This window comes from Mesorhizobium sp. C120A, from assembly GCF_030323105.1.
Taxonomy (GTDB): Bacteria; Pseudomonadota; Alphaproteobacteria; order Rhizobiales; family Rhizobiaceae; genus Mesorhizobium.
Window position 1 is genome coordinate 3,462,791 of record NZ_CP100476.1, and the last position, 14,618, is coordinate 3,477,408.

At 61.5% G+C, this 14,618-nt stretch carries 14 protein-coding genes and 1 tRNA gene; 5 read left to right on the plus strand and 10 right to left on the minus strand.

Translation table 11 applies throughout. The annotated features are described in order from the left end of the window. Positions 1-75: 75 nt before the first annotated feature. Entirely contained in the window at positions 76-939 is an 864-nt protein-coding gene (locus NL532_RS16620) for an ATP-dependent DNA ligase (protein ID WP_023667527.1), read from the plus strand. On the opposite strand, the gene NL532_RS16625 is transcribed toward NL532_RS16620, so the two are convergent. The 5 genes from NL532_RS16625 to NL532_RS16645 form a co-directional block, all read right to left on the minus strand. Next, complete coding sequence (locus NL532_RS16625) at positions 936-1,184, minus strand: hypothetical protein (RefSeq protein WP_023695401.1); 249 nt, start codon at positions 1,182-1,184, stop codon at positions 936-938. The two genes, NL532_RS16620 and NL532_RS16625, sit on opposite strands and share 4 nt — an antisense overlap. An 898-nt stretch (positions 1,185-2,082) precedes the next feature. Continuing rightward, complete coding sequence (locus NL532_RS16630; RefSeq protein WP_023667524.1) at positions 2,083-2,274, minus strand: hypothetical protein; 192 nt, start codon at positions 2,272-2,274, stop codon at positions 2,083-2,085. Between the two features lie 1,243 nt (positions 2,275-3,517). Continuing rightward, a tRNA-Leu gene (locus tag NL532_RS16635) sits at positions 3,518-3,603 on the minus strand. Between the two features lie 128 nt (positions 3,604-3,731). Continuing rightward, the gene (locus tag NL532_RS16640; RefSeq protein ID WP_023753303.1) at positions 3,732-4,394 is read right to left on the minus strand and encodes an outer membrane protein; all 663 of its coding nucleotides are present in this window, start codon (positions 4,392-4,394) and stop codon (positions 3,732-3,734) included. A 128-nt stretch (positions 4,395-4,522) separates the two neighbouring features. Continuing rightward, on the minus strand, positions 4,523-5,269 hold the full coding sequence (locus NL532_RS16645) for an alpha/beta fold hydrolase (protein WP_155923772.1): 747 nt from the start codon (positions 5,267-5,269) through the stop codon (positions 4,523-4,525). Positions 5,270-5,628: 359 nt separating this feature from the next. On the opposite strand from NL532_RS16645, the gene ade reads away from it, so the two are divergent. After that, positions 5,629-7,440 (plus strand): adenine deaminase, encoded by a 1,812-nt coding sequence (gene ade / locus NL532_RS16650; RefSeq protein WP_023828648.1) that lies wholly within the window; start codon positions 5,629-5,631, stop codon positions 7,438-7,440. A 22-nt stretch (positions 7,441-7,462) separates the two neighbouring features. Here ade and NL532_RS16655 read toward each other — a convergent pair whose 3' ends face one another. The 3 genes from NL532_RS16655 to NL532_RS16665 form a co-directional block, all read right to left on the minus strand. Then, positions 7,463-8,626 carry an alpha/beta hydrolase gene (locus NL532_RS16655; RefSeq protein WP_023734424.1) on the minus strand — a complete coding sequence of 388 codons (1,164 nt, stop codon included), beginning with the start codon at positions 8,624-8,626 and terminating at the stop codon, positions 7,463-7,465. A gap of 132 nt (positions 8,627-8,758) precedes the next feature. After that, complete coding sequence (locus NL532_RS16660; RefSeq protein WP_023822947.1) at positions 8,759-9,832, minus strand: alpha/beta hydrolase; 1,074 nt, start codon at positions 9,830-9,832, stop codon at positions 8,759-8,761. Positions 9,833-9,932: 100 nt separating this feature from the next. Continuing rightward, positions 9,933-11,336 carry a hypothetical protein gene (locus tag NL532_RS16665; RefSeq protein ID WP_031202863.1) on the minus strand — a complete coding sequence of 468 codons (1,404 nt, stop codon included), beginning with the start codon at positions 11,334-11,336 and terminating at the stop codon, positions 9,933-9,935. Positions 11,337-11,460: 124 nt separating this feature from the next. Here NL532_RS16665 and ilvA point away from each other — a divergent pair, with 124 nt between their 5' ends. The 3 genes from ilvA to NL532_RS16680 are packed head-to-tail and all read left to right on the plus strand — an operon-like array spanning position 11,461 to position 13,624. Beyond that, a complete protein-coding gene (gene ilvA, locus NL532_RS16670) occupies positions 11,461-12,717 on the plus strand; it encodes a threonine ammonia-lyase IlvA (protein ID WP_023822945.1) in 1,257 nt (418 codons plus the stop codon). Continuing rightward, positions 12,714-13,292: a DUF1697 domain-containing protein gene (locus NL532_RS16675; protein ID WP_023828646.1), complete on the plus strand. Its 579-nt coding sequence runs from the start codon at positions 12,714-12,716 to the stop codon at positions 13,290-13,292. The genes ilvA and NL532_RS16675 overlap by 4 nt, the downstream gene beginning before the upstream one ends. After that, entirely contained in the window at positions 13,289-13,624 is a 336-nt protein-coding gene (locus NL532_RS16680) for an outer membrane protein (protein ID WP_023695392.1), read from the plus strand. The genes NL532_RS16675 and NL532_RS16680 overlap by 4 nt, the downstream gene beginning before the upstream one ends. 105 nt (positions 13,625-13,729) lie before the next feature. On the opposite strand, the gene NL532_RS16685 is transcribed toward NL532_RS16680, so the two are convergent. Continuing rightward, entirely contained in the window at positions 13,730-14,023 is a 294-nt protein-coding gene (locus NL532_RS16685; protein WP_023702485.1) for a DUF2218 domain-containing protein, read from the minus strand. 132 nt (positions 14,024-14,155) lie between these two features. Next, positions 14,156-14,596 (minus strand): VOC family protein, encoded by a 441-nt coding sequence (locus NL532_RS16690; protein WP_023667513.1) that lies wholly within the window; start codon positions 14,594-14,596, stop codon positions 14,156-14,158. Between the last annotated feature and the right edge of the window lie 22 nt (positions 14,597-14,618).

Consider the following 14,618-nt stretch of genomic DNA (forward strand, 5'->3'; position numbering starts at 1 on the left):
CATCCAATTCGTCTAAAATGTTCCGGAACTAATTTAGCGATAGCTAATTGAAGTCGTGGTTCTGCGAGTCAGTGCATGCGTCTGAAATTCATCAAGCCTATGGAACCCGAACTGGTCGACACGCCGCCGATGGGCGATGATTGGATTCATGAGATCAAATTCGATGGCTACCGCACCCAGGTCATCAAGGATGATGACGGGATTCGGCTGATCACCAAGAACGGTTATGATTGGACGGGCCGCTACATCCAACTTGCCGGTGAGGCGGAAGCGATCGAGGCGAAAGACTTCATCATCGACGGCGAGACCATTACGATCAATGAGGCTGGCCTATCCGACTTCCATGCGCATCAATCAGCCGCGACCAGCCGCAAGCCGTCGCGCGATCTGTATCTGCTAGCATTCGACCTCTTGCACCTGAACGGGCATGACTTGCGGAACACGCCGGTGGAAGACCGTCGCGAGATCCTCCGGGCGTTGATCCCGGACGGCGGCCGAATCCAGTTCAGCGAAGCGATGCCGGGCACTGGCGACGCCGTCTTTCATCTGGTCGACCAGGCTGGGCTTGAAGGTATCGTTTCAAAGCGGAAGGGCAGCAAGTATCGGTCGGGTCCGACGACGAACTGGCGCAAGATCAAGTGCTATGCCGAAAAGGAGATGGACATCATCGGCGTGCAGCGCGAGGCCGGCAAGCCTGCCATGGTGCTGATGGCCGACAAAGGCCACTATGCCGGCGGCGCCTTCGTCACCTTCAAGGCGGACAAGCGCCAGCGCCTATGGGACCGCGTGCAAGGCAAGATTGGCGGGCCGGCGCCGAAAGGGCTCAAGAGTGACAAGGCCGAATGGCTAAAGCCGGGCCTGGTCGGCCGCGTGCGGTTCCTAAAGGGCGAGGAGAAGCTTCGCCATGCCAAGCTGCTGGATTTCCGGGAGGAGACTTAGCCCGGAGGCTTGTCCCGGGGCTGTGCCGGTCCTGTCCCGTTCCACTGGATGAACTTCGCCCTCTGGCCGGTGATGGTCTCGATCGACTTCAACAGGGGTCCATGGACCTTACGTAGAGCTTGGTAGTGCTCGCCGTGGTACGCCAGGAGCGGCCCGACGATGCTCTTGTGCAGCGCTTCGGCTGCCGCCAGGAAGCGCTCGATTTCAGCCCGGGAAAGTTGTTCCGAAGGTTTGGTTCTGGCCATTGGCGCTCTCCATTGAGGGGTCGCCGCAACGAGGACTATAATCCTACATGCCGGACTGCCTGACAAGAGGGCTCGCCGGCCTTACCCCGCAGGTAGCAGTAGGGCGACGGCGCCAAGCGCAGCATCAGGAGCAACCACCAGCAAAGATGAGCAACGGCAGGCCCGGCGACCTCCTTTGGCACACGGGACAAACAAGAAGGTCGCCGAGCCTTACCGGCGCTGCTTTGTGAGGGAGACGACGCCGGATGAGATGAGAGTATGCGATCGTGCTAATCTCTGCGAACCATGCGAACGAAGGAAAGCCTTGTGGCACCGACGTTGAGATCAAGGTCGGCGGGGCGCTGATCGCTGCGGCAGGATTCTTCCAAAGCGGTAGTGAGTCCAGAGCGGAACATTAGCGTCGGCTAACGGTTAATTCGGCAGTGTTCCGAACCGTGATTGGTAGAGCGATGGTGACGTTTCATCTTGTCTATTTTTCCGGCCTGACGGCAGACCAGCTGCTAGGCAGCGCCGTTTCTATCCTGGCGTGTTTGCTGCTTTATAACGCTCTGGCTACGGACGCCTAACTGATAGGTCGGCCAGCGGCCCGGCATCCTTGGCAGCCGGCGATTGCCATCCCGATGCCAACTTCAAGACCTATCACGAGGCCAAAGACAAGCTTGCCGACGAAATCAATGGCGAGGGCCGGACAGGACGCCACACGTCCAGGCAGGGCTCTCTGAGGGCATTGGCGATGCCCGTTGCCTCAAGGTGGCGAGCTTTTTTAGTTAATAGGCCTCCGCGCTGGGCAATCTGTTCCGAGAGCTTCTGTGATGCCTCTATGACGTGGCAAACCTTGGAAAAGGTTTCCGTGGCAGGACCGGGGTACGATTCTAACCAACTAGGGCTGTATAGGCCACTAGCGCCCGACGATCCGGCTAATCATGTCGTCGTCAGGTGCGCTGTCGGTGAATTCCCGTAGGAGCGCCTTCGCGTGGTCTACCCAATGCTCTTCAGCCAGGTTCAGCTCCCGAACGGATCTCCTGAAGGTCTCGCACACCACATCGAAATCGAAGGCGTCAATGCTGTAGCCTTCCTCGTCATGGTCCATCGGCCGCCTCCCCCAATGGGGGAAACTGTACGGAATCGTACGAAGCAAGTGCAAGGGCATTCAAAAGCAATTGGCTGATGCCGCCCGATCGTTCCACAATGTGTTGCTAATATGCAGCACCGACTGAATCTCCGATCAGCGGCACTTGTGGTTGGTTCCAACAGCTGCGCGTTGACGGCAAGATGCCAAAGCCAACGACATGCGGGCGACGAAGATGGACAAGCGACAAAACACAAGAAATGTTGAGTTGGTCGGTCTTCTGGCCGTGCCGTTGTCAGTTCTAATCACGCTGCTGATAGCTGGAATGATCCTTTGCTGAAATGTTTGAGTGGCAAAAGGCTGGGGCGGGTTTTTCCCCTTTGAAAGAAGTCACGATGTCCCTATCCGTCGAACCCCCGATATTGCCAGAGGATAGCCCAGACCGTGAGGTGAACTGTGAAGTCGCATTAGAAGCCGCGTTTGCGGCCTTGGTGACTGCGTCAGAAGCGCAAGGTTGGACGCCACAGGAAACGGCTGCAACTCTTCTTAAAATCGCGACGGAGCATGCCCACCGGGTTGAGGCCGCTGCGGCCCCAGCCGGCTCCCAAGGGAGTGCTTGACCTGGCCCGCGCGGTCGGTCGCTACCGACAGGAGTGTTGCAGCAGGTATTCCAGCAAGAGTGTTAAACCTCTTCAGTTTTGTCCCTCTCCTCTGCCAATGCGCTTTTATCAAAGCCAAGCCCCAGTGGCATCGGCATGATAAGGTCTGTGAGTTGCGGCTTACACTCGAAGAGGATTGCCCTGGCCAATAGGTGGCCGGCTCGCAAAGGTCTTTGAGACGTTCTGCAGCCACATCCTCTATGCCGACATGCTCCATAGCGTATGAAGAGCTACCAGCACGCTTGTAATATAGCTTTTGATCGCTGCGGTGTGGTCGACGTTCCGACCGTGGCACGTCAATGACTATGAAACCGGCGTTTTGGTCGGCATTCGATGCAAGTCCGGCGACACGGATACCGTCGTTTTTCGGCTGCATTAGATCCCCAACTGCCGAGCTTACGACCGAAAGGGCTACAGGTTCGGGATTTGGGTCAAGCGCAGTTGCGCCGTCAGCCCCGTCACTGTTCTTACGGCAGCCAATACCGAACACCAAAACTCCAGCATGGCAGTTCCTGGCTTTGTATCCCGGCTCTACGGCTACCCGCGTCAGCCTTTTCTATGGTAGCCAGTGAGTTCTTACAGAACGAATCCTAAGCATTTCAATTTGGTGCGGACGACGGGAATCGAACCCGTACGATCAGAGATCGAGGGATTTTAAGTCCCTTGTGTCTGCCATTTCCACCACGTCCGCAGGCCAGCCCTTTTCAGACGCCAGCGAAAACCCGTCAAGCCATCTTTTGCCGAGTGTCGGACTCATGAAAGGTGGTTAGTGATGGCAAAACAGTTGGTTGTTGCCAAAATCTCAGTCGCCGAGAAGGCTCAGAATTTGTAGCTGAGATTGATACCGACCGCGTTCATCTTCACATCCTGATCGCGATCGTTGAAGGGTTCCGCCACGTCATAGTGCTCGGAGCCGAAATCGTAATAGCGATATTGCGCGCCGACGATGAATTTGTCGGTCAGCGCATAGTCAACGCCGGCGCCCAAGGTCCAGCCGACATTCGTGCGTGTGCCGGCGAACGACGCGCCCGCGACTTGCGAAGTTTCGATGCCGGCAAAGGCGACGCCGCCGACGCCGTAGACCAGCACGCGGTCCATGGCGAAGCCCGCTTTGGCGTTTACAGATCCGAACCACTTGATGTCCGTGCGGAATGTGCTTCCAAGGCCTGATACCGCCGTACCGTCGACGGCGGAATAATTGAGCTCCGCCTCGGCGCCGAGCACCGCCTGATCGAACTGCCACAGGCCGGCGACATGGCCGCCGACGAAACCGCCGTCAATGTCGGGCGAGATGGAAAACGGCGCGCCTTCTGTCACTGATATGTCGGACTGGCCCCAGCCGTAGCCGGCCTGCAGGCCGGCATAGTAGCCGGTCCAGTCGAAGCCTGGTTCGGTCATCGGCACCGCCATCGGGTCGGCGGCGAACGCCGGCGCGGCCAGAGCAATCAGAAATCCGGCACTGGCAATGGTCAGACAGCGCATCGAGTTCTCCGAAAAGGCGGTTAAGAAGGCGCCTTGCCGGAAGGTAATCCTATTCGTCGCAAAACGGAACCCATTGTTCAACAATCGGAAGCACCCGTTGCTGTGCTGGGGTGCTCTATTTTGGGGCGCTATTTGGCGTCGATGAAGTCCAGCGCCGCCTGACTATATTCGTCCGGCGCCTGCAGCATGGCGAAATGACTGGCGTTGGGCAGGATGATGAGCTTGGCGCCCGGAATGACGGAGGCCATGTATTCGGTGTGTTCGCGCTTGATCGCCTCGTCATGGTCGCCGGCAACGATCGCGGTCGGCGTGGTTATCTTGCCGAGCTGTTCCTTGGTCCAGGCCGGCTCCGACTCCCACATGTGGCTGATCTGCGCCACGAAGGCATCGTACTGGTCGGGAGTCTTCGACAGTTTCTTGTAGTCGCGGCCCGAGCGGTCGATATAGGCGGCAAAGGTCTTGTTGGTCAGCACACCCGGATCGACGCCATCGGTGGTGACGTTGGCGGCCTGCGCAAAGAGCCGTGTCAGCCGCTCCGGATGATGCAGCGCGATGTCGATGCCGATAATGCCGCCGTCGCTCCAGCCGACAAGAGCGGTCTTGTCGATCTTGAGATAGTCGAGCAGCGCAAGATAGTCCGACGCCATGAGGTCATAGCCGTAAGCTTGCTCGGTGCGGGTAGAACGGCCATGGCCGCGGCTGTCGGCGATGATAACCATGTGCGTCTTGGACATCGTCGCCACCTGGCTTGCCCAGATGTCGCCATGGCCAAGGCCCCCATGGATCAGGAGAATCGGATCACCGGCGCCGAAAACGGCATAGTACATCTGAATGCCGTTGACCGGCGCATATCCGCTCTGATCCGGTTTGGGCATCGCCGCCGGCTCCGGCAAGGTCTGCCAACGCTCCTCGGCGGATGCAAAGCCGGACGAGATCAGGAACAGGGTGACGAGGCTTTCAGGAACCGGATCATGACTTCACCTCAGGAGTTTCGGGCTCATCACAACAAAAACCCGCCTCGCGGCGGGTCGTCGGCGCAAACCAGCACCATAGCCAGAATGGTAGCATAAGTGGCGGCACAAGCCAAACTGAATGACCGCACCGCTGATGCCTGCCCTCGGGGTGAGCAGGTGCGGCGCATCCGCCCGGGCGAATTCTCATCAAGCGGATTTCGTCCGTGATCGCTGGCCAAAACCTTGCCGGCTTGGCACAGTCGGGCAAACAGGAGTCTTTCATGGCCAAGCAGCCGTCGGCGACGAAACCCAAGCCCTGGACCGAGATGGCGACGCATCTGGTCGACGTCGCAACGGGGCGCAAGCCGGCCGACCTCGTCATCCGAAACGGCCGCTGGGTGAACGTGCATTCCGGCGAAATCATAGCCGGCACCGACATCGCAATCTCAGGCGGCCGCTTCGCCTATTGCGGGCCGAATGCCAGCCATGCCATCGGCCAGGGCACCAAGGTGGTCGATGCCGGCGGCCGCTATCTCGTGCCCGGCCTGTGCGACGCGCATATGCACGTCGAGAGCGGCATGGTGACGGTGACCGAGTTCTGCCGCGCCGTCATCCCGCACGGCACCACCTCCATGTTCATCGATCCGCACGAGATCGCCAATGTGCTGGGTCTGCCCGGCGTGCGGCTGATGCATGACGAGGCCGTCGCCATGCCGATCAACATCCATGTCCAGATGCCGTCCTGCGTGCCGTCCGCGCCGGGGCTGGAGCATGCCGGGGCAGAACTGACGGTCGCCGATGTCGCGGAAGCGATGACCTGGGAAAACATCATCGGGCTCGGCGAAGTCATGAATTTCCCCGGCGTCATCGCCAATGATCCGGTCATGTCGGGCGAGATCGCCGCAACGATCAAGGCCGGCAAGACGGTCGGCGGCCACTATGCGTCGCTCGATCTCGGCCTGCCGTTCCATGGCTATGTCGCCGGCGGGCCGGAGGACGACCATGAAGGCACGCGCGCCGAGGACGCAATCGCCCGTGTGCGCCAGGGCATGAAGGCAATGCTGCGGCTGGGCTCGGCCTGGTACGATGTTGCCTCGCAGATCAAGGCGGTGACCGAGAGCGGTCTCGACCCGCGCAACTTCATCCTGTGCACCGACGACAGCCATTCCGGCACGCTGGTGCATGAAGGCCATATGGACCGGGTGGTGCGCCACGCCATCCAACAGGGATTGAAGCCGGTGACGGCGATCCAGATGGCGACGCTGAATACCGCCCAGCATTTCAAGCTGGAGCGCGAGATCGGCTCGATCGCGCCGGGACGGCTGGCCGATCTGCTGATCGTCTCCGATCTTGCCGCCATGACCATCGACGAGGTCTATGGCCGCGGTATCAGGCTGGCCAAGGGCGGCAAGCTCGAGATCGACATCCCGGCCTATGATTACCCCAAATCGGCGAAGAACACCGTCAAGCTCGGCAAGAAGCTGAAGCCAGGCGACTTCGACATTGCGGCGCCCAAGGGCGCCAACGAGGTGCGGGTGCGGGTCATCGGCGTGATCGAAAACCAGGCGCCGACGCGGGCGCTGGAGGCCGACCTGCCGGTCGAGGACGGGCTGGTCGCCATGGACCGCCGCAACGACATCTGCCAGATCGCGCTGGTCGAGCGCCACCGCGGCACCGGCGGCGTCACCAATGCCTTCGTCTCAGGCTTCGGCTATATGGGCGACTGCGCCATTGCGTCGAGCGTCGCACATGATGCCCACCACATCATCTGCGTCGGCACCAACAAGGAAGACATGGCGCTGGCCGTCAACCGGCTGGGCGAGGTCGGCGGGGGCGTGGTGCTGTTTTCGAAGGGCAAGGAGCTTGCGCTTGTCGAAATGCCGATCGCCGGGCTGATGTCGGACGAGCGCGCCGAAATCGTGGCGGCCAAGGCCGAGAAACTCACCGAAGCAATGCGCAAGATGGGCTGCTCGCTCAACAACGCCTACATGCAGCACTCGCTGCTGGCGCTGGTCGTCATTCCGGAGCTCAGGATTTCCGATGTCGGCCTGATCGACGTGACGACGTTCCAGAAGGTCGGTTTGTTTATCTGAGATCAGCCCCGGTGCTTGGCTCTCATCCGCCGGTGGCGATGGTCAGCACCTTGAATGGCGTGGTGATGATGATCTCGGCGACGGATCCGACTGCCTTGCCGAGGCCTCGGCCGAGATTGTCGATCTGGCCCTGCGTGGGTTCGTCCGATGCCAGGCCGGCTGGAGCGCGCAGACGGTCGCCGAGCAATTGCACCAGGAACGGGTTGTCGGCGAATTTGGCGTGGTTCAGGCGGTCGCCGCCCTTGATCTGGCTGAGGTCGGCCACAACGACGCCGTAACTGGCAATGTCGGCGGCGTTGCCGTAGTCGCCGACGCGCGGCTTGTCGCCGGATAGCAGGCTGGACAGTCTCAGAGCACGGTCGTCGGCGGAAAGCAGGATGACGAACGGCCTGTCGGGCTTGCCGTAGCGGATCATCTGCTTCTTGAAGACGTCGACATCGATATCGGGCGATGCCAGGACGACACGGCCGAGCTTGCCGTCGAGATCGCGGTCGCCGGTGATGGCGAGCTGGCGCAGCGCTTCCATCGTCACCCAGGTTCCCATCGAATGCGCGATGATGTCGATGCTCTTGACCTTTGTCTTGGCGAGCATCCTGAGCGTCGCCTCGAGGTCGTCGCGCGCGGCGTTGGCGCTGTCCTTGTCGTAGATATAGCCCGTGGTCTTGCCGCTCGAAGCCCACGAAAACAGGATCGGCGTGCCGGGATATTCGGTGTCGTGGGCGATCTGCGTCAGCCGGTAGACCCCGTCGTCGAAGCCGTTGTTGAAGCCGTGGACGAAGACCAGCGCGCGGTCGCCATTCATGGTGATGTTGGCACCGACGGCCTTGGCGAATTGCGAGGCGTCGCCATAGTGGACGACGTCGGTGGCGGTGAATTGCTTGGCCGGGTTCGAATTTGCCGAGCCCTTGGCGCGCTCGATGGCGCCGACCTGGTGGACCTTCGGCACGGTGACGTCGACGCGGGCGTAGCTGGTGGTCAGCGAGCGATCGCCATCGAACACCTGGCGTGGGTCCTTGGTCGCCTGCTTGCGGGTGGTGGCGACGAAGATTTCGTGGGTGGCCGCGATGTCGGAGGCAGGCACCGAAACCGTCGTCTTGTTCAACAGGTCATGGGTGTTGGGGCCGGCGCAGCCGGCGGCAGCGAGCGCGAACGCAAGGACCAGGACAGTCTTCCAACGCTCGTTCACGCGGGCTCCCGCTGGCGCATTGGCGCCGATTTCAATGTCGTAGAGGCAGAGACCGGCCCGGTCCAGTTGAAAGTGATCGGGCCGAGCGGCATTCGCGACCTCACGCGCGACGGTCGCCGCAAGGCGACAGCCTCATTGTCCGAGCGCGCTGATACGGTCGGTCACCGTCTGGTCGCTGGCAAAGCCGTCATCCTCGCGCAGCCGCTGGCCGATCATCTTCACCAGTTCGGGATTGTCGGCGAATTTGGTGTGGTTGAAGCTGTCGCCTCCCTTGACCTTGGAGAGGTCGACCACGGTGACGCCATAAGCGGCGAGGTCGGCGGCATCCTTGTAGTCGCCGACGCGTGGCCGCGAGCCGGCGATCAGGCCTGAGAGCCGCAGCGCCCGGTCGTCGTTGGAGAGCAGCAGGATGAACGGCTTGTCCGGCTTGCCGTAGCGGCGCATCTGGCTCTTGAAGACGTCGACGTCGATGTCGGGAGAGGCCAGCACGACATCGCCGAGCTTGCCGCCGAGATCGCGGTCGCCGGTGATGGCCATCTGGCGAAGCGTTTCCATGGTCACCCAGGTTCCGAGCGAGTGGGCGACGATGTCGATGCGCCGCGCGCCGGACTGCTGCAGCATGCGCAATGTCACCTCCAGCTGATCGCGGGCGGCGCTGGCGCTTTCCTTGTCATAGACATAGTCGGTGGTTCTGGCGCCCGATGCCCAGGAAAACAGCACCGGCGTGCCGGGATAGCCGGAATCGTGGACGATCTGGGTCAGGCGGTAGACCGCGTCGTCGAAGCCGGTGTTGTAGCCATGCACGAAGACCATGACGCGGCCGCCGCGCGCGGCGATGTCGGCGTTGAGCGCGCTTGAGAATTGAGGCTGCGCATCGTAGCCGACGACCTCGGAAGCCATGAAGTATTTCGCCGGGTCGTTCGACTTGCCGCGCGAGCGGCGCTCGATCTGGCCGGTCTGGTGGACGCCGGGAACGGTGACGGTGACGCGGGCGTAGTTCAGCGTCGCCGAGCGTTCGCCGTCGAAAACTTTGTTGGGATCGTCGGATTTCTTGCGTGTGGTGGCAATGAAGATCGAGTGATTGCCCGAGATTTCGGTCACCGGCGTGGACATGACGGCGCTGCCGAGCAGTTCCTCGGTTTTGCGGCCGCCGCAGCCGGCGATCAACAGGGCAAGTGCAAGAATGCAAATCGTCTTCAAACGCACGTCAAAAATTCCACTCCGGCCAAAAGGCCCATATACCCCCGCGGCACCTCCCGGACAGTGAGAGTGCGGCAGAAGTAAGTCGTGTCCAGCCGAAATGTGGTCAGCGTCGAGCCACGGTCATCGCACTGTTGCGCGAAAGCCAGAATGGCGGCAGGAACGCAGGGATGTTGGAGAAGGGCAATACCTCGGGCTTGAGCCTGATGCCGAGCACATCGCCCATGAAGGCGCGGCGCGCCTCGATGCGGCGCCATGCCTCGGGATAGCGGGCCGCGATCTCCTCGCGCAGGGACTCATCGGCAAGCGCGATACCGTCTTCGATGTTGGTGGTGAAATAGCTGGTTCCGGTCGCCGGAATGATGTCGACCTGCAGCGCCATGCCCGATTGCAGCTTGATGTCCGAGCCGGAAAACACCGGCGAATGCATCCATTCGTCGATATGGACGAGATGGCCGGGATTGAGCGAGACGCCGAAGAACGGGTCGCCTATGCGGTCATGCACGGCTTTCCAAAGCGCTCCGCCGGCAACGCCTATGCCGATGGTCTCGTACCAGTCGACGACGGCGGCGAAATAGGGCGCAACCAGCTGTTCGACATAGTCGCTTATCTCGCGCGGCAGTTCGGCCGCGCTCTCGACCAGGAAGCCGGCGCGGGCGTTGAGCGAGCCCTGGATGCCATAGGCCATGGTGACGGGATCGCCGCGCTTGATGATGTCGAGGCGCGGGCTAGGCAAGCCGTAGGGCGCACGCCTGCCGGCGGACAGCATCGGGTGGCAGCACAGGGGCAGGCCGTTGATCCCCATCAGCCGCGCGGCCTGCAATTCGCTCATGCCGGGCTCAATATTCCCAAGCACGTTGCGCAGGCCCTGCGAGGAAAAGGTCGCGGCGAATTCGAAGGACGCCAATTGGTCTGCCTCGTTGATGGCGCGTAGGCCGTCGGATGGGTTCATCAACAGGTTGGCGGCGTTGACCACCGCGCCTCTGTCGCCGGCCAGTGTGCGCAGCGTATCGGCGATGAAGGACGGCAGGTCGAGCGTCGTCTCGCCAACGCCGCCATCGCCGGGCCCGAACGGCTTCCAGCCGATGGCGCCGATCTTCTGGTCGGCTTTCAGGCCGCAGGCGGCAAGCGTGTCGGCAAGCGAGGCGGAGCGGTCGCGTGGCTGCGCCGGCAGCGAGAAGGTCTGGTAAAGGACGCGCTCGTAAGGCCCGTCGCAGATTTCGGCATAGCCCCAACCCTCATTGCCGACGAGAAGTTTTGGCTGGCTGCCGGGGACGATGACCAGCAGCGTCTCCTCGAAACGCGGATCGTAACCACTGAGATGGGCGACATTGGCCGCGTGCTCGCGGTCGCCATAGACGGCGAAGGCATCGAGCCCGGCCTCGGCGCCGCGCGCCAGCAGAGCCTCGATGCGCGCTTCGTAGGTCCGCCGCTGAACCAGCGGCATCACTGTTGGCTCGCCGAATTCAGGCAGGTCTACGGTCTTCAGGGCGACAGCCGAAACAGGCATGAAGATGGCTCCAATGGATTTCCTGCTGGCGCGCCAAAGCGGCCGCGCCGCATCGGTGGCTGCAAACGGCGAATTGTGCAATAGGCTTCGCCTTCGAACCATTCGATCCAGAGGTGACGGCGCCATGAACAGTTTCTCCTCCCGTGTCGCCACCGCCGCAGCCGCGATCCGCGAGATCTTTCCCGAAACGCCGCTGCAGGAAAACGACTATTTGTCGAAGAAGACGGGGGCTCGGGTGCTCTTGAAGCGCGAGGATCTTTCGCCGGTGCGCTCCTACAAGATCCGCGGCGCCTTCAACTTTTTCCGCAAGGCGCTTGCCGCCGGCAACGAGGCCGAGCTGTTCGTCTGCGCCTCGGCCGGCAACCATGCGCAAGGCTTTGCCTTCGTCTGCCGCCATTTCGGCAAGAAGGGCGTGGTCTTCATGCCGGTGACGACGCCGCAGCAGAAGATCGACAAGACGCGGCTGTTCGGCGGCGATTTCGTCGAGATCAGGCTGGTCGGCGACTTCTTCGACGACTGCTACCGCGCCGCCTTCGAATTCACCGAAAGTTCCGGCGCGCATATGGTGCCGCCCTTCGACCACAAGGACATTATCGAGGGGCAGGCGACGGTCGCCTATGAGATCGCCGACCAGATGCCGGGCGCGCGCATGCCCGACATCATCATGCTGCCGGTTGGCGGCGGTGGCCTGGCGGCCGGGGTGACGCACTATTTCGCCGAGCAGCAACGTGACGCGCGGTACGTCTTTTGCGAACCGGCCGGTGCGCCGAGCCTGCATCAGAGCCTCGCCAGCGGCAAGCGCGTCCGGCTCGCCAATGTCGACAATTTCGTCGACGGCGCGGCGGTGGCCGAGATCGGCCGCGAGCCGTTGCGCCACCTCAAGGAGTTCGCCGCTCAGGCGGTGCGGCTGATCCCTGAGAACCGGCTCTGCGCCACCATGATCGAGATGCTCAACATCGAAGGTGTGGTGCTGGAGCCGGCCGGTGCCTTGGCGATCGACGCGTTGAAGGATTTTTCGCGCAAGGAAATCCGCGGCAAGACCATCGTCGCGGTGGTGTCGGGCGGCAATTTCGATTTCGAGCGGCTGCCCGACGTGAAGGAGCGGGCGCTGCGCTTCGAGGGGCTGAAGAAATATTTTATCATCCGCTTTCCGCAGCGGCCGGGCGCGCTGCGCGACTTCCTCGAACTGCTCGGTCCCGACGATGATATCGCCCGCTTCGAATATCTGAAGAAATCGGCACGCAATTTCGGCTCTGTGCTTATCGGCATCGAAACCAAAGACCGGCGTAACTTCGATCTGCTGAGGGCAAATTTCGAGGCCGAGGGCGTGCACTATCAGGACATCACCGACAACGAGACCCTGGCCGGGTTCATCATATGAGCGGTACAGCCTGCCACCCGAAGCTCGAAGAGCGAAGGGTGGTCTTCGTCGCACTGTTTTCCGGCATCAATGTCGGCGGCAACCGCATCGTCCAGATGGCGGAGTTGCGGGCGTTATTCGAGGCGCTAGGCTTCACCGATGTCGCCAGTTATGTGCAGAGCGGCAATGTCGTGTTCCGGACCAAGAAGGGCGACGCCGCCACGCTGGCGAAACAGATCGAAATGGCGTTCGAGAAAAAATGGGGCTTTCACTCGCGCATCATGGTGCGCGATCTCTCCTGGTTCGAACGGTTGGTGAAGGAGAATCCTTATCCGGAAGTCGCCGGCGATCCGACCAAGCTTCACGCCTACACGCTGGAGCGCCAGCCGACGGCGGACGAGATCGCCAGGCTTGCCGAGAAATGCACCGGCCCGGAAAGCTTCGAGGTCAGGGACGACGTGCTCTACCTCAAGGCGCCGGACGGGCTCGGCAAATCGGTGTTCGCCAATCTCATCCCGCGCGTGCTGAAAGTGCCCGGCACCGCGCGCAACTGGCGCTCGGTGCTGGCGCTGCTGCAGATAGCGCGTTCGCTTTGAACCGCTTCTGCGTTGCGGTCGCGATGCTAATTAAGCCTCGGCTAAACAACAAGGGCGGCGCGGCGGCGACTCACTACAAATTGAGTTATGGCGATACTTTCGATTTTGACGGGGTGCCCGACCCGGACAGCAGCGCATCGAGGAGCGGAGGCCGCTTCGGCTATACGATCGGTGGCGGTGTCGAATGGGCCTTCGCCGACAAATGGACCACGAAGCTGGAATACCAGTACTTCGACTTCGGCAAGGTCCGTTTGACAGATATCGAGGGCAACGACGCAAGGGTGAAGATCGACGCCCATACGATCAAGATCGGCCTGAACTACAAGTTCTGATCGATCCGTCGTTCCGACAATTCAGATGGCGTCGCAACCAAGTGACGCCATAACGTTGTCCGGGGCTGGCAGCTTCCGGCGTTCGGCGTTGCGGCTGACCGCAGATCAGGTCGCCGGAGCCTGCTTCCACTCGAAAGTCAGCTCCTCGCGGAAGGCGAAGCGCTTGATGTGATCGGCAACGACGCTCTCCATGCGCTCCAGCGATCCGCTTTCATCCGTCGACACCGTGATATGCAGCGCTGCCGCATCGGCATCGAGAACCGTGCGGCCGAGTGACAGATCGATGGTGCCGTGGTTCGGATCGAACTCGACGGGAAATTTGTGCGCCCAGTGCTTGCACAACTGCTGCAAATAGCGGCTGGCATACGCGGTGGAGACATCGGCACGGCTGGTCGGCATAAATGAATTCTCCTGGGTGAGGCACTGGCTTTGCTTGGCTGGCGCGACAGGCAGGTAAATAGGTGCCGTTGCTCGAAATGGCAAAGGGGCCGGCTTGTCGGCGCGGCCGCCTCGCTCAAGATGGCGTGATCGCTACCAGGTGCCGGTGTTCGGCATCGATGCCCACGGCTCAGCCTTGGGCTTGGCCGGGCCCTTCTGCAGCAGTTCGAAGGAGATGCCGTCCGGCGACTTGACGAAGGCCATGTTGCCGTCGCGCGGCGGCCGGTTGATGATGACGCCATTGTCCATCAGATGCTGACAGGTGGCGTAGATGTCGTCGACCTCATAGGCGAGGTGGCCGAAATTGCGTCCGCCCTTGTACTCCTCCGGGTCCCAATTGTAGGTCAGTTCGATCAGCGGCGCCTTCTCAGTGATGCCGCTTTCTACATCCTCGGAGGCGGCGAGGAAGATCAGCGTGAATCGGCCCTGCTCGTTTTCGTAGCGGCGCACTTCCTTAAGGCCGAGCTTGTTGCAGTAGAAATCGAGCGAGACATCGACGTCGGCGACACGGACCATTGTGTGGAGGTAGCGCATGGGATTTCCTCGGGGATGTTGG